The organism is Catenovulum sediminis (assembly GCF_007289895.1).
GTDB classification, from domain to species: domain Bacteria; phylum Pseudomonadota; class Gammaproteobacteria; order Enterobacterales; family Alteromonadaceae; genus Catenovulum; species Catenovulum sediminis.
Genome location: NZ_CP041660.1, coordinates 3,262,747 through 3,284,643, shown reverse-complemented (window position 1 = coordinate 3,284,643; position 21,897 = coordinate 3,262,747). Strand labels below are relative to the sequence as shown.

Below are 21,897 nucleotides of genomic sequence, written 5' to 3'. Positions count from 1 at the left end.
TAGTTGGGAAGTTTCCTAAAAATACAAATTAACGGTAAGAGATAAATTTAGCAAATCATTATGCAGTCAAACATGGTTTTTTGCTTGTAATTTAAACCACTAGAGCTAGAGTTAAATGACTTAAATTGTAAAAAAGATAATAGAGTATGGAAGTTGTTAATTTTAGAGTTGGCGACCAGTTTGTGGCCTTTAACATTTTAGATATTCTGTTAACAGAAAAATATATGCAGGACGAAACGCCAGTCCCCTCGCAAGATCCTTCATTCTTAGGCATGAAAGAGTTTATGGGGGTAGCAACACCTATATATGATTTAGGGAAAGCGATGAACGGCACAACAACCCAAGAAATCAATCAATCTTTATCAATGCGTGTCAAAAACGCGATAAACAATATCCAACAAACACTGGTAGACAGTGATAAAAGTCGTTTAACTTTGAACGCTGAACTACCGGAATTAAGGAATTTACATGCCACTCATCCCGAAATAAAAGAACTTTTACAGCAAGCTCAACAAACTTTAGTAGAAATAGAAAAAATTAAGATTGAATACGACAATCAAGAAGCTACAAAGCAAAAAATACGTAAACTACTGCAGCAGCTTGGTATGGTTTATGAGTTGATAGAAATAACGCATAAACCCGTCACAGTTTACACGACTCAAGATGGCCATACGCCGAAAACCGGTTTTGTCGTTGATGAAGTATCAGACTCGTTACAGGTTCGTCAGGATAATATTAAACCTTTAGAAAACCTCGAATTCCATACAGGTAATATTGACCCTCGCGTTAAAAATATGCTGCAAGGTTTATTGACTCATGCAAACAAAAACAGTTTATTATTAAAACCCGAAGCATTTTATGCAAAATTAGTTGTTGATACAGCACAGTAAACCGAATATGAGCCAACACCCAATACAAGAAAATAAAATAGATTGGATTACATTAGAACAAGCTTCTGAAATTACAGGTGCGTCACTCGCTATAATTCAAGATACCTTTCGTAAATATCAAGACAACCCTAAAGCCCTCAAGACTCAATCAATTGATGGTGAAATCTTTGTCGATAAAAGACAAATTATTAATTTGTTTCCGGCATCAGCTACAGTCGTTGAAAAAGAAAAAATACCCGGCACTTTATTCCGCTGGTTTGACGATCTAAGACGCGCTTATGAAACCAGTTTAAATACCATGTTTAAACGCGTTGAAGCGGTTAAAGACGAACATAAAAATGATTTGGAAAGCGCCTATAAACAACAAATAGCACTGCTTGAAAAAAAGCATCAGCAACAGATAAAACAATTTGCAATCCATTACAAGCAACAAATGCAACATTTGCAATCCAGCATCCATAGATTAGAAAAAGACGCTGAGTTTTATCAGAATCAAATCGTGACCCAACAAGACACCATAGCTAAACTCAACTCCCGTTACGATGCGGTCATCTTGGCATTAAAAAACAAAGGGACAATTGCTGAAAAAGATATTACGCCAGACAACAACCTGTTGGCTAGTCAGGCAGACCAATCGGAACAAAATAAAGAAAAAATACCACCGGCTGAAGAAACGCATAAAAACACAGTACCAAACGACAGTGAAAGCCTTAATGAAGAAATCAATAAACTCCTGGAAATTGCATTTCACGCTCGAGATGAAAAAAACTATTCTGTTGCAGTTAAAAACTTTGAATTGGCAGCATTTTTAGGCAGCAGCAAAGCCATGGGCGCGCTCGGGCGTTGTTACTTTGTGGGTGAAGGTGTCGAAAAAAATATCGAAAAAGGCATTGCTTGGTTGTATCTGGCCTCTGAATATCACTTTGAACCCGCTAAAATTAAAATCCAGCAAGTACAGATAAAACACCCAGAAGAATATACCAATGCATTACAACTAGCTGATGCACTGGCGATTCAAATAAAATTAAAACAAACACAAATCGTGCATGACGCCAGAGAGAAATAATGACATTAGAAGAAAAAAAACAACTGTTTACTGAGTTTTTTACCTTACCACTTGCGTTAAACATCAATTTAGAAGCGTTTGCTGACAACGAAGCAATACCCGATGACGAAGCTTTTTTAGAAGAAATCCCCTACCCGTTTAAACTGGCAACACAAATAAACAGCTTAGATGCGATGAATATTAAACAAAGCCACAGTTACGGCAACCATACGGCCGAATTGGTTGACCTTTTAAACATACAAGCCAAAAAAATTGATTTGATTATGTCGCACCTACTGTTGCAAGAAGATCATGCAGAATCTCGCTATAAAACCCAGACCTTCGGTGCAGGTGGATTAACCCTAATAAATGAAAAAAAATGGTTATTAGAGCAAAGTTTTCGCTTAAAAATATTTATGCCAGAAGAAGCTTCTGCCGTATACTGCTTCGCCGAAATTATTGATATCCAACAGCGCGAAAACCTATATGAATATCAGTTTGTATACACTCAAATTCGCGATGAAGATAGAGAAATTTTGGTCAGGGCTGCTTTGCATCAACAAAGCAAACATTTAAGACAATTGGCACAACAAAGAGCCAATTCAGCTAAAGATAATAAATGAACGAATACAGACTACCACCAGAATGGCATCAACAAGATGCCATCATGCTTACATGGCCACATGCTCAAACCGATTGGGCTGAAGTATTAGAACAAGTTGAGCCTGTTTATATTGAAATCTGTAGCACAATTGCTCGTTTTCAAAAACTCGTGATTGTCTGTCACAGCTGTGATTTACAACAGCAAGTGCAGCAAAAATTAACCGATGCCGGGGTACACGTAGCTAAAATTAGCTGGGTCATTTGTGCAACCGATGATACTTGGGCCCGGGACCATGGTCCGATAACCTTAACGAATGATAATGGCACAATTTTCGCCCTTGATTTTACCTTTAATGGTTGGGGCAACAAATTTGAAGCCGAAAATGACAACAAAATTAATACGGCCATATTTAAACAACTGAACATCAAACAACAAAAAAACATTCCATTTGTTTTAGAAGGTGGTGGGATCGAAACTGACGGGCAAGGCACCTTATTGGTTACTCAGGCTTGTTTACTCAACCCAAACCGCAATCCAAACTTTTGCAAAGCGCAAATTGAAGATAAGTTGGCTGATTTATTCAACATCAAACGATTTTTATGGTTAGAGCATGGAGAACTAGAAGGTGACGACACAGACGCGCACATTGATACACTTGCCCGTTTTGCGCCAAACAATGTGCTTGTTTACCAAGGTTGCAATGATCCTACAGATGCACATTTTGCATCACTAAACAAAATGGCTCAGCAGCTTAAACAATTTACCAATAGCAACAATCAAGCATATCAATTATTTGAGTTACCTTGGCCCAGCGCGCAATTTGATAAACAGGGTAATAGACTACCAGCAACCTACGCGAATTTTTTAATTATCAATAATGCAGTATTGCTTCCCGTTTATGGTATCGAACAAGACGCGCAGGCCATTGAAGTGATGCAGCGCGCTTTTCCTTCACATCAAGTCATAGCCATCAATTGCCGTGCTATTATTGAACAATACGGAAGTTTGCATTGTATAACGATGCAACTCCCCAAAGGCTTTTTAGCCAATCAACCTTGAATCGGGAGGATTTATGAAATCATTAAAAGTCGCTTTAGTGCAACACTCTAATACTTCTGATACGACGCATAACCTAGAAAAAACCATTTCAGGTATAAAAGAAGCCGCAGCAAAAGGGGCAAAACTGGTTGTTTTGCAGGAGCTTCATCGCAGTTTATACTTCTGCCAAACCGAAAATGTAGATATGTTTGATTTGGCTGAATCTATTCCCGGCCCAACAAGCGATAAACTGGCAGAAGTGGCTAAATCATTAAACATTGTCATTGTAAGCTCTTTATTTGAAAAGAGAGCGGCAGGTATTTATCACAATACGGCGGTGGTATTTGAAAGTGATGGTGAAATTGCCGGAATATACCGCAAAATGCACATTCCAGACGACCCTGGATTTTACGAGAAATTTTATTTTACCCCTGGTGATCTAGGGTTCGAGCCAATTGATACCAGTGTCGGTAAATTGGGTGTGTTAGTTTGTTGGGATCAATGGTTTCCTGAAGCCGCCAGATTAATGGCAATGGCAGGCGCTGAACTGCTAATCTACCCGACGGCTATTGGTTGGGATCCAACAGATGAAGATGACGAACAGCAACGCCAACTAGATGCTTGGGTAATAGTACAAAGAGCTCATGCGGTAGCCAATGGTGTCCCGGTCATTGCCTGTAATCGTGTCGGTCATGAGCCTGATCCAAGTGAGCAAAGTGAAGGCATTCGATTTTGGGGAAATAGCTTTGTGACTGGCCCTCAAGGTGAGATTTTAGCGCATGCAGGTGATAGTGAAGAAGAAATTCTGATTGCCGACATCGATATGTCACGGAGTGAAAATGTGAGACGCATTTGGCCCTATTTGAGAGACAGACGAATTGATCATTACGCTGATCTAAGCAAAATTTACCGAAAATAAATAATGCAGATAAATATTAATATCAACAAAGCTCAGACCGAATCCGGCCTGAGCTTTTTCAGTTGAAAATTCAATTACGATTTCAATTTTGTATCTAACTCTGCAATCTTAGCTTGCCAAATGGCTGGGCCTGTCTGGTGCACATTGTTACCATTAGAGTCAACAGCAACAGTTACCGGCATATCTTCTACTTCAAATTCGTAAATAGCCTCCATACCTAAATCTTCAAACGCCACCACACGTGATTTTTTAATTGCCTTAGCAACCAAATAAGCCGCGCCGCCAACCGCCATTAAATAAACCGCTTTATGCTTTTTAATCGACTCTACGGTTGCTGGGCCACGCTCTGCTTTACCAACCATCCCCATCAAACCACAATCATCCAGCATCATTTCAGTGAATTTATCCATTCGAGTTGCGGTAGTTGGGCCGGCCGGACCGACTACTTCATCGCCCACAGCATCAACTGGGCCGACGTAATAAATAAAACGACCGTTAAAATCAACGCCATTCGGCAATGCTTCACCACGCTCTAAATATTCTTTAATACGTCTATGCGCTGCATCACGGCCGGTTAGTATTTTACCGGATAGCAAAACAGTATCACCCGCTTTCCACTGCGCAGTTTCCTCTTTTGTCACTGTATCTAAATTGACTCGACGTACGTTTTCACCCAGCTCCCAAGTTACTTCAGGCCAATCTTCCAATTTTGGTGGAGTAAATTCTGCCGGTCCGGAACCGTCTAAATAAAAATGAGCATGTCGGGTTGCAGCACAATTCGGGATCATAGCGACTGGCTTTGACGCCGCATGTGTCGGTGCGCTTTTAATTTTAATATCAACCACAGTTGTTAAACCGCCCAACCCTTGCGCGCCGATACCCAATTTATTGACTTTATCAAATAACTCTAAGCGCAATGCTTCTTCTGCATTTTCTGCACCTTTGTCAACCAAGGCCTGAATATCAACGGGGTCCATTAAACTTTCTTTTGCAAGTACCGCTGCTTTTTCTGCAGTACCACCAATCCCTATACCTAACATCCCCGGAGGACACCAACCCGCCCCCATTGTCGGCAATGTTTTTAATACCCAATCAACAATAGAATCACTGGGGTTAAGCATAACCACTTTAGATTTATTTTCAGAACCGCCCCCTTTCGCCGCAATCATCACTTCAATTTTATCGCCTGCCACCATATCAATGTGCACGACGGCGGGGGTATTGTCTTTAGTGTTTTTGCGGCTTCCGGCTGGGTCTGCAACAATCGAGGCACGTAATGGATTATCCGGATTCATATAGGCTCTGCGAGTACCTTCATCAACCATTTGCTGCACAGTTAAATCATGTTTATCCCACTGAACTTGCATACCCACTTTAACAAAACAAGTCACGATACCCGTATCTTGACAAATGGGACGATGGCCTTCTGCAGACATTCGTGAATTTATTAAAATCTGCGCCATAGCATCTTTAGAAGCTGGGTTAATTTCTTTTTCATATGCCTGCTCAACTGCTTTGATATAATCCAGTGGATGGTAGTAAGATATAAACTGAAGCGCATCTTCTATGCTATCAATAAAGTCCTGCTGACGGATTAAACTCATTTTGTACCTCGTGGTGTTTGTGTTTTTCTTTTCTAATGCCAATATGATAACCTTCATCCCAACTCACGCCAATGGCTATATAACAATTCAACGAAAAATGTCAGACACAATGAATAACAGTCACTTCATATCTCAATTAGAATTGCCGTCAGATTTAGATTCGGCATTGTTATTTTCGGTGGTTGCAGATGAAAATGGCGCAATATTTTTAGACTCAGCTAACGCAGAGCATCAACACAGCCGATACGATATATTGTTGTCTGCACCTCTGGCACGATTAACTTATAAAAATGGCATCACTCAAACAAAATTGCTACAAGGGCTTTATACCAGTGAAAGTCAAGATGACCCTTTTAAAGTTGCACGCCGCTTACACGCTGAACTGATGCCGAAATCACTTGTAGAAACAGATTTACCGTTTGCAGGCGGAAGTGTTGGTTGGTTTACGTATGATCTCGCCCGAGCAATAGAAAACTTGCCAGAAACTGCTCAGGCAGACATCAATTTACCTGATATGATGCTGGGCATTTATGATTGGGCCATCATTAAAGACAACAAAACCAAAACTTGGTTTGCACTGGATTATCAGCCAAAATTAAAACGTGTTGAACGCTGGTTGCAAAAATTTGAACAGTCGACAGCACAACCCGCTGAAACGTTTGCACTCACATCTGACTGGCAAGCCAATATGAGTGAAGCCGATTACCGTGATAAATTTGAGCAGGTAAAAAAATATTTACACCAAGGTGATTGCTACCAAATTAACTTAGCTCAAAGGTTTACGGCTAGCTTTCAAGGCAATGCTTGGTCCGCTTACTTAAAATTAAGAGAACGTAACAAAGCGCCTTTTTCTGCATTTTTACGAACAGAAAATGCCAGCGTCATATCAATCTCACCCGAACGTTTTTTACAAGTAACCAATCAAAAAGTCGAAACCAATCCAATTAAAGGAACCATAGCCAGAGGTCAATCGTTAAAACAAGACAACTTGCATAAAGCTAAATTAAAAGATTCACAAAAGGATAGATCCGAGAATCTTATGATTGTTGACTTACTGCGCAATGATATTTCAAAAGTTTGCCAAGCTGGCAGTGTCAGAGTACCTAAACTTTTTGACATAGAAAGTTTCCCTTCTGTTCACCATATGGTAAGTACGATCACCGGCGAACTAAAAGATGATAAAAATGCCTTTGATTTACTGAGGGCTTGCTTTCCGGGTGGGAGTATTACCGGTGCGCCCAAAATTAGAGCGATGCAGATTATCGAAGAGCTAGAGCCGCACCGCCGTAGCATTTATTGCGGTGCAATTGGCTTTATTGATTGGCGCGGCAATATGGACACCAATATCACAATCCGAACCTTAGTCGCGAAAGAAAATAAAGTACATTGCTGGGGGGGCGGCGGATTAGTTTATGATTCAAATTGTCTCAGCGAATATAACGAGACTTTCGATAAACTGAGCCAAATATTACCCGTGTTAAAACGTAACTAAAGCAACGTCGACAATTAATTAGTGTACAAGCAAACCATATTACACAAATTGCAACTGTCTGTGTTACCTGAATTAAATGATGGCCGCCGACAATTAATGCAAGGGCAAACACTAAAAGCCAGCGCGGTGCTTGTCCCTATTTTCAGTTTTAATGATCAACTTTGCATTGTACTTACACAAAGGCAAGGCTTTTTACGCCACCATGCAAATCAAATTAGTTTTCCTGGTGGCAAAAAGGATCCCACTGACAAGACATTAGCAGATACGGCACTGAGAGAAACCTTTGAGGAAATAGGTGTTGATATAAACGCAGTCTCTATCATTAATAAGCTGAGCGAAATTCAAACGCCTTCGGGCTTTAGTATTACTCCATATACAGGTTTTATTGCCGAGCATGCCCAGTTCAAACTCAACTATCAGGAGGTTAGACACCTAGTTTATTTACCGCTAGAAGTGTTATTGCAACAAACGGATTGGGCTTGCTACTCTGTCAAAATTAAAAACCGTTACCATCAAGTATATGCGTTTCAATACAATGAACATTTTATTTGGGGGGCAACAGCTGCCATATTAAAACAGCTGTCTATGATACTAAAATAATCGTTTACTTAACGGGCAGTTTTAAGTCTTTAAACATTGCATCAATTTCATCGGCATTTTTAAGTGCAATGGCTTTATCCACCACATCTCGGGTTAAATGTGGGGCAAACCTTTCGATAAAATCATACATATAATGGCGTAAAAATGTGCCTTTTCTAAATCCAATTTTAGTTGTGCTCGGCCTAAACAAATGAGATGCATCAATTGCAACTAAATCTAGATCATTTCGTTTATCAACCGCCATAGTCGCCATCACACCGACCCCAACGCCCATGCGTACATAAGTTTTAATGACATCGGCATCTGTTGCTGTAAATACAATTTTAGGCTCTAATCCAGCTTTACTAAAAGCACTGTCTAGTTCAGAACGCCCTGTAAAACCAAACACATAAGTCACAATTGAATGTTGGGCTACGTCTTCAAGCGTAATAGTTTTCTTTTTCGCTAATGGATGGTCACGCGTTACGACCACACTTCTATTCCAGTGATAACAAGGCAACATAATCAAGTCATTGTATAAATGCAGTGCTTCTGTTGCGATAGCAAAATCTGCTTCACCTTTTGCCGCAGCATCGCTTATTTGAGAAGGGGTTCCCTGATGCATATGCAAAGACACTTTAGGGTATTTCTGCATAAACCCTTTAATAACCTCAGGTAGCGCATATCGAGCTTGTGTATGGGTCGTCGCTATATTTAACTTGCCTTGATCTGGCAGTGTATGCTCGCGTGATACTGATTTAATACTTTCAACTTTAGAGAGTATTTCTCGAGAAATATGGACAATTTCTCGCCCGGCAGACGTCACATGGGTTAAATGCTTACCACTTCGTCCAAAAATTTGAACACCTAGTTCATCTTCCAACATTCGCACTTGCTTGCTAATGCCTGGTTGTGATGTATACAAACTTTCCGCTGTTGCCGAAACATTTAAGTTGTGGTTAACAACCTCGACAATATAGCGTAGCTGTTGAAGTTTCATGCGCCCACCGCCATTTACATCCTATATTCTATTAGAGAATACAATATCAGAGTTTTATTACTTTTTATAAAGTTTATACCTAGAAAATTCAAAATACGATGATTAATTGGCAAAAATATTCTAAATTCAATATACAAGACTTCTAAAGGCATCGTTAATCCAGCATGAACAGACTCAATCGTTACACTAAGTTAAGTTTTTTACTGGTCGATGATTTTGCAGAATTTCGCACTTCTCTTAAATCCATTCTTAATGGTATTGGTGCGCAAGATATAGATATGGCTGCCAATGCAGAAACCGCTATTTCGCTTTATCAACAAAAACGTCATGACATTATCTTATGTGATTTTAATTTAGGCCCGAATAGCATTAATGGCCAGCAGTTAATGGAATCATTAAAATATCGTGAGCTACTTAAAGCTGAAAGTATTTTTATGATTATATCTGCTGATAATTTCAGTAATATTAATACACCGATTGATTGCCAAGCAGACGGCTATTTAACTAAACCATTTAACCGCCAGATCTTACGCAAAAAACTTGATCGTATCCTTGATCAAAAAAACGAGCTTAATGATATTTTAAAACTTCAAAACTCGCATAAATATGATCTAGCAATACAAGCCTGCAACGATTATATCAAGGGGAAAAACCAGTACAGTTTCAGCTGTTTGCAGTTAAAAATTGATTGCTATTTGAAAATAGCCGCATACCACAATGCATTACAACTATTAGATGCATTAATAACAAAACGAGCGACAAACTGGGTTTTAATAAATCATGCAAAATGCTTAATCGGTCTGGGGCAATATACCAAAGCAATTGAAAGTATAGATCTAGTATTAACAACCAACTCAAATTCGGTCAGTGCTCGAGATCTTAAATGTGAAGCATTTATGGCATTAGGTGAGTTTAAACAAGCTTTTGAGGAAATTGAACATGCCATTCAACTCGCTATAGCCTCAACATATCGCTATCGCGTGGCTGCACTTTTAGCCGAACAAAATAATGACCTAGCTAAAGCAGTTTTGTATCGAAAAAAAATCAACAATCAGATACCGCTCACCCCAACTCATTTAGAAGAAGATACATTGAAGTATTTAAATGTATTATGCCAAGCAATAAGCGCATGCGACGGGCGCCAGCAAAGCTATTATCATAACGACTATCAAACAGCCTACTCAAATGCGAATAAATCTACGCAAGGTCAAAGTCAATTTCAAACCGCTTTGTTACTAAGCAAATGTATCTATCTTAAGGTGAGCGAACAGTTAGATACCCTCAATACCACGCTGAAACAAATAGAAGCATTAGTTAAGCTTGAAAATCACGCAAAATGTCGTAGCTTTCTTAAATATCAGCTTGTTTACATATTAACTGAGTACCCATATTTATTAGCAGACTCGCCAGCTATACAAGATTACTGCAAAACGACAAACTGCCATAAGCGACTCGCTATCAATGTTTTAAAAGCGAATCAACTTTATGAAAAAGCCAAGGTTTGTAATTCAAATAACATGCTTACTGAGCAGCAGAGCTTGCTGACACAAGCATTTTCATATGCGCCTTTTAATAGCAACATAGCCATTAAACTATTGCTTGTATTAGGCAAAAACATAAATTTACAATCTAATCAAAATGAATATAGTGACATACTAGAAACATGTATAAATCACTTAAAATCGCTCGATCCTTCAGATCAAAGATTTACCATATTCAGAAATGAACTAAAACGCTTTATTAATCAAAAGCCAACACACATCCAACAACAAAAAGAGGTCTAAACGTGAGTGACGAAACCCCAATCGATTTTTCCAGCGTACTGGCATCCGCTGTCCATGACATGAAAAACTCCCTCTGTATGCTTATTCAATCTATCGATCAGTTAAGCCAATCTTCGTCACATCAAAGTAAAGAACAAGCTGAAGAGCTTGCACGTCTGCACTATGAGGCATCACGTTTAAATACAAACCTTATGCAACTTTTGTCGCTGTATCGAGCAGAAAAGCACCAGCTTCCCATGACGATAGAAGAGCATTATATCGATGACTTAATCGAAGAAATGATTGCAAAAAACGAAATCTATATCGAAAAACGAGGATTAACAATCGAAATAGATAACGATGAAGCATTAGCCTGGTATTTAGACATGGATCTAGTTGGCAACATGCTAAATGACATTTTAATAAATGCGATGCGCTACAGCAAAGACACTATTGTTATTTCTACAGAAATCATCAACGATGAATTACATATTCATATTCAAGACAATGGTGATGGTTATCCACAAGAGATGATTGATTTGATTGACTTGCCAATGCAAGATTTAAATTTTGATACCGGCCGTACGGGTTTAGGCTTATTTTTTGCTAGGATGATTGCAAAGGCTCACAAAAACCAGAACAAAGAAGGTCGGATTATGCTAGAAAATGGTGGTAAATTGGGCGGCAGTGTATTTACTTTGATACTTCCGTAAAACAAATTAACAAACTTCTGTTTGCAAGTCGACTAATTGGGATTATTCTTGTAGTATCAGTTGGTTAATAATTTAACAACAAAAAACGTTATCAATCAGGATTTGTAATGATTTTTTCTATTGTAATAGCACTTGTAGTCGCGCTCGTCGTTTTGGCCATTATTATCAATGCTGTCCAACAGCACAAAGAAAAAGTTGAGGCCGAAAAGCGAAGTGAAATCGCTAAGTATAAAAATATAATCGAAGAAACCGAAAGCCTGCTCATGAGTATTGGCAATATTCCGGTAAGCCCTCAATTAGTGCTGGTATTACATCAGCGCATATTGGACGCGGTTAAAAATATGTATGAAATCATGCCTGAATCAACAGAGTTACGTCAAAGAGTACGTGATGCTGAAGGTAGTGTACAAAATATGGATCCGACCGAAAAGGTTCAATCAGAAGAGAGCTTCGTATTACCGGACGATGAACGTGCGACCATTGCACTAATTCAGAGCATCAAAAAACTGCGCAACGCTTTACGTGCAGAACACAGCAAAGGGAAAGTGGATACCCATCTTTTCATGAATGAAGATAAACGTCTAGACAGATTGCAACTGCGCATCAATGTTGAGAGCTTAATGAAACGCGGCCAATCTGCTCGTCAGGGAAAAATGTTAGGCTCTGCCCGTCAATACTATGAAAAAGCATTGGCTACAATCACTTCTCAAGCAATTCGAGACGATTACACTAACACACGCAAAGCAGAATTAGATCAGATTCTGGCAACCATAAACGAAGAGCTAAAAAATACAAATGCACGTGACCGTTTGAAAAAGCAAGCTGAAGAGAAAGATGATTTAGATATGCTTTTTCAACCGAAAAAGAAATGGTGATTTAGTTTATCCGTTATATAGACCCCAAAAATATCTAAACATCTAAAAAAAGCCGTGTAATGACACGGCTTTTTCATATTGAGCGGCTCTGCTATGACAATGACTCATATACTACATCAACATAATATTTTGCAACGCCATTTTCCTGCTCTTTAATTAATCCATGTACGTCAGTTTCAAAACCTGGAAACGCAGTATTAAAATCACGTGCAAACTGTAAATATTTAATAATGGTTTTGTTAAACCGCTCTCCCGGCACCATTAAAGGAATTCCCGGAGGGTAAGGCGTCACTAGCATTGCAGTTATCCGCCCTTCTATCTCATCAATTGAGATACGTTCAATGTCACGGTGCGCCATTTTAGCCCAAGCATCAGCCGGTATCATTGCGGTTTCAATGTTGGATAAGTACATATCCGTCGTAATCCGAGCAACGTCATATTCTCGATACATATTATGTATTTGATTACACAAATCTCGTAAACCAACCCGCTCGTACTGACGGTGTTTTTTAACAAATTCTGGTAGTACGCGCCACAAGGGTAAGTTTTGGTCATAATCATCTTTAAATTGTTGTAATTCAGTCACCATTGAATTCCAGCGACCTTTGGTAATACCAATCGTAAACATGATAAAAAATGAATATAACCCGGTTTTTTCAATGATAATCCCATGTTCTGCCAAATATTTACTGACAATAGCTGCAGGAATACCGAATTCAGCAAAATCACCTTCAATATCTAATCCTGGGGTGATAATCGTTGCTTTAATTGGGTCTAACATATTAAAGCCTGATTCTATCTGCCCGAAATCATGCCATTTATCTTGTGGATGAATGACCCAATCTTCGCGCTCGCCAATACCTTCTTCGGCTAATTTTTCGGGTCCCCAAACTTTAAACCACCACTCATCGTCACCAAACTCTGCATCCACTTTGCGCATCGCACGACGAAAATCAATCGCTTCTAACAGTGATTCCTCTACTAAGGCTCTCCCACCGGGTGCTTCCATCATTGCCGCAGCAACATCGCACGAGGCAATAATAGAGTACTGTGGACTGGTAGAAGAATGCATTAAATAAGATTCATTAAAACGATGCGTATCAAGCTGACGTCCAGTACCATTTTGTACCAATATTTGTGACGCCTGAGATAAACCTGCCAGTAATTTATGCGTACTTTGCGTTGCAAACACCAAAGTTTCATCGGTGCGCTCACGCCCTTCACCTATCGCATGCATGTCTTTATAAAATTCATGGAAAGTTGCATGTGGCAACCAAGCTTCATCAAAATGTAGGGTGTCGATTGAATTACCTAAAATGTCTTTAATTTGCTCGACATTGTAGATAACCCCATCATATGTACTTTGGGTAATGGTTAAGATACGCGGTTTCTTATTTTTAGCATTTCGTGCAAATGGATTCGCTTCAATTTTTTTACGAATAGCTTCTAAACTAAACTCACTTTTAGGAATTGGTCCAATAATGCCATAATGGTTACGCGTTGGCATAAGAAATACCGGTATCGCGCCTGTCATAATAATTGAGTGCAAAATAGACTTATGACAATTTCTATCAACCACCACAATATCACCAGGTGCGACCGTTGAATGCCACACTATTTTATTTGAAGTCGAGGTACCATTAGTCACAAAAAATAAGTGATCACAATTAAATATACGTGCAGCATTTTGCTCACTGGCTGCAACAGGACCGGTATGATCTAACAATTGCCCTAACTCATCTACCGCATTGCACACGTCAGCACGCAACATATTTTCACCAAAAAACTGATGAAACATCTGCCCGACCGGACTTTTTAAAAAGGCAACACCACCAGAATGGCCGGGACAATGCCATGAGTAAGAACTGTCTTCTGCATAATTAACTAAAGCGTTAAAAAATGGGGGCGACAACGCGTCCAAATATTTTTTAGCTTCGCGAATGATATGGCGAGCCACAAACTCAGGGGTATCTTCAAACATGTGAATGAACCCATGCAGCTCACGCAATATATCAGTTGGGATATGACGAGAGGTGCGTGTTTCACCATACAAAAAGATAGGAATATCAATGTTTCTTTTTCTAACTTCTGCAATAAAAGCACGTAAAGAAGCGACCGCAATTTCAACTTCAGCATCACTGCCTGCACCAAACTCTTCATCATCAATAGAAAGAATAAAACAAGATGCTCGGCTGGCTTGTTGCGCAAAAGCACTCAAATCAACATAGCTGGTAAAGCCAATAACTTCCATCCCTTGTTGACCAATCGCCTCAGCCAAATCTCTAATGCCTGAGCCGGAGATATTCTCAGAGCGAAAATCTTCATCAATTACAATAACCGGAAAACGAAATTTCATGGGTAGTGTCCATATTTTGTCCGTGTAAGCAGGAAGGATAGCACTTAAACAGACGGATTAAAAAAACAGACGAAGTTATCGCCTACCCGACCGCTCTGCTCCTTTGTGCAATATGACACATGAAATGTTACGCCAGCTTTGTCTGGCGCGAATTAAAGCAGTTTTTTATGAAATGAAAAGCATTTTTTTATGATTTTTTTGCGTTAGTTACTCGCTCGTCAAATTAACCTTAATCTACATCCTTTAACGGCCAAATCGCGATGTAATCTTCAAAATATTCTAAATCAACTTCATCGTCTTGAAGAACCTTCCCACGCACGGACATACCAGCTTGATGCATCTTAGATTTTTTGCCTTTATTTAACAAAGGATGCCATGAAGGTAAACCGCGTCCTTCTTGCAAACGACGATAACTACAACTGCTTGGCATATAAAAAATAGCGTCTAGGTTTTCCGGTGTTAACTCAACACAATCTGGCACTAATTGCCGACGTTTAGGATAAACGGTACAGCTACAGGTTTTATCATTTAAATAACGACAGACAATATTGGTAAATTCTAGCGACTCACCTTCATCGATTCTGTCGGTCGTTGTCACTTCAGCAACTGTGTCATCGGCAATAAATTTATGCAAACAACATTTACCACACCCGTCACAAATCTGTTCCCACTCCGAACGCGTCATTTCCTGCAGCGTTTTAGTTTGCCAAAATGGCGCTGTATCAGTCATGAGTTACAACCTGACTTGTATAATTGAATCGGTCAAACGAAATACTTAATTTATCGCCTGATGATAGTGCTGCGACACCAGCAGGTGTACCAGTTAACACCACATCGCCAGGTAACAAAGTAAAATTCTGGCTCATTAAACTCACAACTTCAACAATACTACGTTCCATATTTGCGCTGTTACCGGCTTGGCGTAATTTACCATTTACCTCTAGAGAAAATTCAATATTGTTGAGATCATCAAAATATTGCTTACTGGTAAAACCAGAAAGTGGACAAGAAGCATCAAATGATTTTGCGCGTTCCCAAGGTCGCCCTTGCGACTTCAAGCGTTTTTGTAACGCTCTTAACGTTAAATCCTGTGCAATACCGATTCCCCAAATGGCATTTTCCGCAGCCGTCACATCAGCATTTTTAAGCGCTGTGCCAATCAATACAGCAATTTCGGTTTCATTGTGGCATTCGCCAAATTCTGTCGGAATCTTAATTTCAGGCTCTAAGCGCACCATAGCCGTAGACGGCTTCATAAATAACACCGGCTCATCGGTTACTAAAGACGACATTTCTTTGATGTGGTCAGCGTAATTACCGCCAATGCAAATGACTTTACCAACCGGCAAGTCTATTGACTTGCCTTGTGAATCTTGATGAAAATATTGCATCTATTTAACCACCGGATAACCGATACGATCGGCTAAATACCCCACCGTCGTGACAAAATAGTAAGAGCGATTCCAATGCATTAATACTTTGTAATTATCATACGCTAAGTAGACTCGCCCTTTTTCTCCGTCTGGTAATAACATCGCCGCTTTTATATCTACGTTAGGTAAATCTGAACCATCCATTCGGCGCACACCTCTGCGCTGCCATTCGGCTAAACTAACTTCAGTTGCTTTCCATTTTTTAGTCCAGTCGCTGCGACCTTTAGTTTTACTTGGAATGGCTAATGAAAAATCAAAGTCTTCTGGCACTTTAACCTGGCGACCCCAAGTTAAATTATCATTCCAGCCTTCACGTTTTAAATAGTTTGCTGCGCTGGCAAAAACATCGGCCTGATTTTGCCAGATATCTTTAATGCCATCACCGTCATAATCAACCGCATAAGCTTTAAATGAACTCGGAATAAACTGTGCCTGCCCCATGGCACCTGCCCATGAGCCTTTAAGCTGATCAAGCCTTGCTTCACCGTTTTTAACTATGTCTAGCGCATCCCATAGCTGGCGTTTAAAAAATGCGCCTCGTCGTCCGTCGTAACTTAAAGTCACTAAAGAAGAAATAACCGGCAAATTGCCTTGAATACGGCCAAAATTACTTTCTAATCCCCAAAGCGCGACAATAAACCTAGGCTGGACACCATATTCCTGACCGATTTTTTCTAATAGTACTCGATGTTCGGCAAATTTTTCTCTGGCTTGTTTAACTTTCCACTCGGGTACCCGTTTTGGTAAATAGGTTTCCAATGTTTCAATAAACTCTGGCTGATTGCGATCTGCTTTGACCACTTTTTCTTTAAACTCAACCCCTTTAAAAGCTTCGTCAATCAAAGATTTATCGTAACCTTTACTGATAGCTTCCTGTTTAAGCTCAACAACAAATTGTTCAAACTTCTCTTTATCTGTCGCTGTATCCGCCCAAGCCGGCAATGCTGCACCTAACATTGCCGCCAAACAAATGCGTTTTGCAAAATTTTTAATCATTACTATCACTCCGTTTATTGCGAGCTTTTAACTCATCCAACATATTTTCTGACGGTGGTGGCAACTGCAGATAAAAACCGTGTTCGGTTAAATCTGCCCGCACTTTTTTTAAATCTGCTGTGCCTAACTTATCTCTTTTATCTAAATTACACATCAACACAAAGATGGGTTGACCAAAACTGGCCATCAAAGGTTCAGGAACCCGGCTAAAATCATCCCGTTTTGTGACGTACAAATAAGTATCTGCTTTTTTATGACTACGATAAACCGCACAAAGCACTAGAAAATCCTCATATTTATTGGTTCTGAATGCTAAATAAAATTAGAATCTGTCGAATTTTACAACAATGGCTATTCACAACCTGATCTTGCCCGAAAACACTGCATCTATAAAGTGATAAATGCTTGCGTTCAAATTAGGCGCACTATACCATGTTGCGCAGTAATATATATGTAACTCGCGGCTAAGAAAGCCTATCTCGAACAATAAAAATTTAAAATTATATGTCGGATTCTACAATCGAATTAAAAGGCAGTGCTTTTACACTGTCTGTTCTACACATTCAAAGCAACAATGTTGTTGCAGTTGCAGAAGCTTTAGCAAGCAAAATTGCCCAAGCCCCTCAATTTTTTTTAATGGCCCCCATAGTTGTCAATGTGGACAAGTTAAATGGTGAAGTGATTGATTTTGCATTATTAAAGCAACAATTAGAAAGCCTAAAGTTGGTTCCGGTAGGCATTTCAGGTGCTAACGACGAACAAAAAGTTGCAGCCAGAGCAGTTGGTTTAGCTTGTTTAAGCACAGCTAAAGAACAACATCCGCAACCTCAACAGCAGAATAACGACGGACAACAAACACAAATCCGTTACGAACGCGTAGAAGTGCCGGTTGAAGTTGAAGTGCCAACCTATAAACCGGCGCAAGTTTTAAGACAAAATTTACGATCTGGTCAGCAAATTTATGCACGCGATACAGATTTAGTTGTAATTGGTACTGTCAGTAATGGCGCTGAAGTCATTGCTGATGGCAACATACATATATATGGCAGTCTGCGTGGCCGTGCAATAGCCGGTGCGCAAGGAAATGCAGAAGCAAAAATATTTGCACAAAAAATAGAAGCAGAATTAGTGAGCATAAATGGGACTTACTGGACCAGTGAACAACTCACCCAGTGTTGGAAAAAGTCAGGCTGTATTTCATTAAGTGGCGATAGTCTCGCCGTATCAGATTTAGAAGTTTAGCGAGGGAGATATAAATGGCTCGTATTATTGTTGTTACCTCAGGTAAAGGTGGCGTTGGCAAAACAACTTCAAGTGCGGCAATTGGCACAGGATTAGCGTTAAAAGGCTTTAAAACAGTTATTATCGATTTTGATATTGGTTTAAGAAATTTAGATTTAATCATGGGTGTAGAACGCCGAGTGGTTTATGACTTTGTGAACGTGATTAACGGAGACTCAAACTTAAACCAAACCATGATTAAAGATAAACGTGTAGATGGTTTGTACATACTTCCAGCGTCACAAACTCGTGACAAAGATGCACTTACCAGAGAAGGTGTTGAGCGCGTATTAAATGAATTATCGGAAACTTTCGACTACATTATATGTGACTCTCCTGCTGGAATCGAGCAAGGCGCGCTAATGGCCTTGTATTTTGCGGATGAAGCAATTGTTGTTACTAACCCTGAAGTATCTTCAGTACGGGATTCAGATCGCATTTTAGGTATTCTCGCTTCTAAATCTAAACGTGCAGAAGAAGGCAAAGACGCAGTTAAAGAGCACTTGCTGTTAACACGTTATAATCCTGGACGAGTGCAACGTGGCGACATGTTAAGTGTTGAAGATGTGTGTGAAATATTAGCCGTTAAAATGATTGGTGTTATCCCTGAATCACAAGCGGTGCTACGTGCTTCTAACGTCGGTGAGCCGGTAATTTTAGATGAACAAAGTGATGCCGGACAAGCTTATTTAGACACAATAGAACGCTTGCTAGGCAACCAAGTTGAATATAGATTCATAGAAGAAGAGAAAAAAGGCATATTTAAACGCTTGTTCGGAGGTTAATGGATTATGTCATTATTGAATTATTTTCGCCCTAAACGAACATCAGCAGCGTCTCACGCAAAAGAGCGGCTACAGATCATCGTTGCACAACGTCGCCGTGGAGACGAACGCAGTGACACGTTAAGTGCGATGGAGAAAGATATCCTGGAAGTTATCCGAAAATATTATATCAACATAGATTCGGACGCCATTTCTGTGCAATTAGAACAGAACGAAGACGACTTATCGGTATTGGAACTGAACGTCACATTGCCAGAAGATAAATAGCAAGCTTATCTAAAGTATTGGTGGGGCAAGCTGATAGTAGAAATAAACCCGAATAAAATTTGGGTTTATTTTACTTATATTCAATCCATCTAAAAACATATCGCGTATAATCATAAAAGAATAAGCAAAAACTATTTATATGGAGTTTTTGATGTTGAGCCCCGAAGCACAAAAAGTACAACAAGCTCTGATTGCTAAAGGTTTAGAAACCCCAGTTGTTGAAAACCGACTGAGCAATGAAGAAAAACGTCAGGCAATTGAGGCCAGTATGACACAAGTCATGCGCGCACTGGGTTTAGACTTGTCAGATGATAGTTTAGCTGAAACACCTCAACGCATCGCTAAGATGTATGTCGATGAGATATTTTCAGGTTTAGACTATGAAAACTTTCCTAAAATGACCACCATTGAAAATAAAATGGCAGTCGATGAAATGATCACAGTTGATAAAATAAGTGTCAGTAGCACCTGTGAGCATCATTTTATCACCATTGACGGGGTTGCCCGTGTCGCTTACATACCAAAAGCCAAAGTAATTGGTTTGTCGAAAATAAACCGAATTGTTCGTTTTTTCTCGCGACGTCCTCAGGTACAAGAGCGACTAACTCAGCAAATATTAGTGGCCCTGCAAACACTGTTAGAAACAGATGATGTGGCGGTCAGCATTAACGCGACACATTATTGTGTAAAAGCGCGAGGTGTGATGGATATGAGTTCGACAACACAAACAACCTCTTTAGGTGGGTTATTTAAGTCAAGTTTAAATACAAGACAAGAGTTTTTATCTAACCACCACAACTAGGACGTGTTGAACTTGGCATTTTTATTTTTTAATCGATAAGCCACTGCACGCTTAGTGGACCTTTTAGTGACCCTCAGTGCATACAGGCTTATCAGCGTAATGCTTATAAAGATTTAAAATTGTCACTGTTTTGTCATTGACCCAAAGCTAGTTTAGATGGCATATTCTTTAACGCATATAACAAACTTGGACTTAATATGAACTTAACCGCCTTTAATATTCGCTTAGCAATGCCCGTGGTCGTCATTCGCCCGCTGCCATTTTGTATGCGCGTATTCGAATGCGGAAATTAACAAGTATATAAGACTCATTGTTAAAAGCCGCATTCAGTTATCGATGCGGCTTTTTTGTTTGCATTGGTAGCTTTCTTTTTTCTTATTAGGGATAACACAATGCAACTTCAACCCAAAATAACATTCAGCTATTTAGCCGTCGTTTTAATTTGGTCTACCACACCTCTTGGAATTGTCTGGAGCAGCGAGTCAATCCACCCTGTTTTAGCCGTCATGCTGCGCATGTGCTTGGCTTGTGTCATTGGCTTATTGTTATTACCAATATTGGGCATTCGTCTACCTGTTAACAAAAACGCACTGCGATTGTACGGCTACTCTGTCATAGGTGTATATGGCGGAATGATGTTCAGCTACTTAGCTGCTGGGTACATTCCATCAGGATTAATCTCTGTTGTATTTGGCCTAGCACCCATTATTGCCGGAATAGCCGGACAAAAAATATTGGGTGATGCGCCTTTTAGTAAAGTGCGTTGGTTTGCTTTGATTGTTTGCTTGTTAGGCTTAGCTTTTATTTTTAGAGACGCATTGAATAATGGACACAACAACCTGATTGGTATTCTACTTGTGCTCATTGCCGTCACACTTTTTAGTTTAAGTAGTGTTATGGTTAAAACCGTTGAAATTAATATCCATCCTATGGCGACAACCGTTGGTGCCGTCACTTTATCATTACCTTTGTATTTTATATCTTGGTACTTAATGGATGGCCAGTTAAATTATACCCAATGGAGCAGCCGCTCTGTCGGCGCAATCGTCTATTTAGGTTTATTCGGCTCTTTGTTCGGGTTTATCTGTTACTACTTTATCTTGCAAAAGCTAGCAGTATCAACCGTGTCCTTAGTGACCTTAATTACACCGGTTATTGCACTTCTATTAGGCAACCAACTCAATGGCGAAACATTAAGCAAAGATTTATTGTTAGGTACTGCTGCCATTTTACTCGGCTTGTCTTTGTATTTATGGGGAGACCATTTGGGTCAAAGGCTTGTAACAAGCCAGAATGCGCTATGAGTGGTAAGCTAATTGCTACAGCTAATTGCTGCAAAAGGTGTTTTATCAAGAGACGGTTTATCACCGCTCTCTTTTTCCGGCTTGTCTTTTGCCAAAAATGAGCCCATCAAAAACAAAAAGTCCACTTTAACGTGGACTTTTTCTTACTAAT

General features: G+C 39.6%; 22 protein-coding genes. 15 read left to right on the top strand and 7 right to left on the bottom strand.

Going from position 1 to position 21,897, the window contains the following annotated elements; translation table 11 throughout:
- Positions 1 to 146: 146 nt before the first annotated feature.
- Genes FNT16_RS14040 through FNT16_RS14020 form a run of 5 tightly spaced genes read left to right on the top strand, consistent with a single transcriptional unit; the run spans position 147 to position 4,496 of the window.
- Entirely contained in the window at positions 147 to 890 is a 744-nt protein-coding gene (locus FNT16_RS14040; RefSeq protein ID WP_143872160.1) for a CheW domain-containing protein, read from the top strand.
- Between the two features lie 7 nt (positions 891 to 897).
- Positions 898 to 1,956, top strand: coding sequence for a tetratricopeptide repeat protein (locus tag FNT16_RS14035; protein ID WP_143872159.1), 1,059 nt, complete (start codon positions 898 to 900; stop codon positions 1,954 to 1,956).
- Positions 1,956 to 2,558, top strand: coding sequence for a PilZ domain-containing protein (locus tag FNT16_RS14030; protein ID WP_143872158.1), 603 nt, complete (start codon positions 1,956 to 1,958; stop codon positions 2,556 to 2,558). Before FNT16_RS14035 ends, FNT16_RS14030 begins: the two co-directional genes overlap by 1 nt.
- Positions 2,555 to 3,598, top strand: coding sequence for an agmatine deiminase family protein (locus FNT16_RS14025; RefSeq protein ID WP_143872157.1), 1,044 nt, complete (start codon positions 2,555 to 2,557; stop codon positions 3,596 to 3,598). Before FNT16_RS14030 ends, FNT16_RS14025 begins: the two co-directional genes overlap by 4 nt.
- A 13-nt stretch (positions 3,599 to 3,611) precedes the next feature.
- Positions 3,612 to 4,496 carry a carbon-nitrogen hydrolase gene (locus FNT16_RS14020; RefSeq protein WP_143872156.1) on the top strand — a complete coding sequence of 295 codons (885 nt, stop codon included), beginning with the start codon at positions 3,612 to 3,614 and terminating at the stop codon, positions 4,494 to 4,496.
- A gap of 74 nt (positions 4,497 to 4,570) precedes the next feature.
- Here the strand turns inward: FNT16_RS14020 and FNT16_RS14015 are convergent, their stop codons facing one another.
- Entirely contained in the window at positions 4,571 to 6,100 is a 1,530-nt protein-coding gene (locus tag FNT16_RS14015; RefSeq protein ID WP_143872155.1) for a fumarate hydratase, read from the bottom strand.
- Between the two features lie 109 nt (positions 6,101 to 6,209).
- On the opposite strand from FNT16_RS14015, the gene pabB reads away from it, so the two are divergent.
- Both pabB and FNT16_RS14005 read left to right on the top strand, forming a co-directional pair.
- Positions 6,210 to 7,592, top strand: coding sequence for an aminodeoxychorismate synthase component I (gene pabB / locus FNT16_RS14010; protein ID WP_143872979.1), 1,383 nt, complete (start codon positions 6,210 to 6,212; stop codon positions 7,590 to 7,592).
- A 21-nt stretch (positions 7,593 to 7,613) separates the two neighbouring features.
- Positions 7,614 to 8,192, top strand: coding sequence for a CoA pyrophosphatase (locus FNT16_RS14005; RefSeq protein WP_185976605.1), 579 nt, complete (start codon positions 7,614 to 7,616; stop codon positions 8,190 to 8,192).
- Between the two features lie 4 nt (positions 8,193 to 8,196).
- Here FNT16_RS14005 and cysB read toward each other — a convergent pair whose 3' ends face one another.
- Complete coding sequence (gene cysB / locus FNT16_RS14000; protein WP_143872153.1) at positions 8,197 to 9,171, bottom strand: HTH-type transcriptional regulator CysB; 975 nt, start codon at positions 9,169 to 9,171, stop codon at positions 8,197 to 8,199.
- 164 nt (positions 9,172 to 9,335) lie between these two features.
- On the opposite strand from cysB, the gene FNT16_RS13995 reads away from it, so the two are divergent.
- From FNT16_RS13995 to FNT16_RS13985, 3 genes are all read left to right on the top strand, one after another.
- Complete coding sequence (locus tag FNT16_RS13995; protein ID WP_143872152.1) at positions 9,336 to 10,955, top strand: response regulator; 1,620 nt, start codon at positions 9,336 to 9,338, stop codon at positions 10,953 to 10,955.
- 59 nt (positions 10,956 to 11,014) lie between these two features.
- The gene (locus tag FNT16_RS13990; protein ID WP_143872978.1) at positions 11,015 to 11,647 is read left to right on the top strand and encodes a sensor histidine kinase; all 633 of its coding nucleotides are present in this window, start codon (positions 11,015 to 11,017) and stop codon (positions 11,645 to 11,647) included.
- 107 nt (positions 11,648 to 11,754) lie between these two features.
- Positions 11,755 to 12,522, top strand: coding sequence for a hypothetical protein (locus tag FNT16_RS13985; protein ID WP_143872151.1), 768 nt, complete (start codon positions 11,755 to 11,757; stop codon positions 12,520 to 12,522).
- Positions 12,523 to 12,613: 91 nt separating this feature from the next.
- On the opposite strand, the gene FNT16_RS13980 is transcribed toward FNT16_RS13985, so the two are convergent.
- The 5 genes from FNT16_RS13980 to FNT16_RS13960 all read right to left on the bottom strand — a co-directional run bounded on the left by FNT16_RS13980 (position 12,614) and on the right by FNT16_RS13960 (position 17,587).
- Positions 12,614 to 14,878 (bottom strand): arginine/lysine/ornithine decarboxylase, encoded by a 2,265-nt coding sequence (locus FNT16_RS13980; RefSeq protein WP_143872150.1) that lies wholly within the window; start codon positions 14,876 to 14,878, stop codon positions 12,614 to 12,616.
- Positions 14,879 to 15,107: 229 nt separating this feature from the next.
- Positions 15,108 to 15,608: a YcgN family cysteine cluster protein gene (locus FNT16_RS13975; RefSeq protein ID WP_143872149.1), complete on the bottom strand. Its 501-nt coding sequence runs from the start codon at positions 15,606 to 15,608 to the stop codon at positions 15,108 to 15,110.
- Positions 15,601 to 16,269, bottom strand: a complete 669-nt coding sequence (locus FNT16_RS13970; RefSeq protein WP_143872148.1) for a fumarylacetoacetate hydrolase family protein — start codon at positions 16,267 to 16,269, stop codon at positions 15,601 to 15,603. The genes FNT16_RS13975 and FNT16_RS13970 overlap by 8 nt, the downstream gene beginning before the upstream one ends.
- A complete protein-coding gene (locus FNT16_RS13965) occupies positions 16,270 to 17,307 on the bottom strand; it encodes a lytic murein transglycosylase (protein ID WP_425456675.1) in 1,038 nt (345 codons plus the stop codon).
- Complete coding sequence (locus FNT16_RS13960; protein ID WP_143872147.1) at positions 17,300 to 17,587, bottom strand: YcgL domain-containing protein; 288 nt, start codon at positions 17,585 to 17,587, stop codon at positions 17,300 to 17,302. The genes FNT16_RS13965 and FNT16_RS13960 overlap by 8 nt, the downstream gene beginning before the upstream one ends.
- Positions 17,588 to 17,811: 224 nt before the next feature.
- Between FNT16_RS13960 and minC the strand changes: the two genes are divergently transcribed.
- The 5 genes from minC (at position 17,812) to FNT16_RS13935 (ending at position 21,746) form a co-directional block, all read left to right on the top strand.
- Positions 17,812 to 18,549: a septum site-determining protein MinC gene (gene minC / locus FNT16_RS13955; protein ID WP_143872146.1), complete on the top strand. Its 738-nt coding sequence runs from the start codon at positions 17,812 to 17,814 to the stop codon at positions 18,547 to 18,549.
- A 14-nt stretch (positions 18,550 to 18,563) separates the two neighbouring features.
- Entirely contained in the window at positions 18,564 to 19,373 is an 810-nt protein-coding gene (minD, locus tag FNT16_RS13950) for a septum site-determining protein MinD (protein ID WP_143872145.1), read from the top strand.
- Between the two features lie 6 nt (positions 19,374 to 19,379).
- Positions 19,380 to 19,640 carry a cell division topological specificity factor MinE gene (minE, locus tag FNT16_RS13945; protein ID WP_143872144.1) on the top strand — a complete coding sequence of 87 codons (261 nt, stop codon included), beginning with the start codon at positions 19,380 to 19,382 and terminating at the stop codon, positions 19,638 to 19,640.
- Positions 19,641 to 19,791: 151 nt separating this feature from the next.
- On the top strand, positions 19,792 to 20,442 hold the full coding sequence (gene folE, locus FNT16_RS13940) for a GTP cyclohydrolase I FolE (protein WP_143872143.1): 651 nt from the start codon (positions 19,792 to 19,794) through the stop codon (positions 20,440 to 20,442).
- Between the two features lie 392 nt (positions 20,443 to 20,834).
- Positions 20,835 to 21,746 (top strand): DMT family transporter, encoded by a 912-nt coding sequence (locus FNT16_RS13935; RefSeq protein WP_143872142.1) that lies wholly within the window; start codon positions 20,835 to 20,837, stop codon positions 21,744 to 21,746.
- The last annotated feature ends 151 nt before the right edge of the window (positions 21,747 to 21,897 follow it).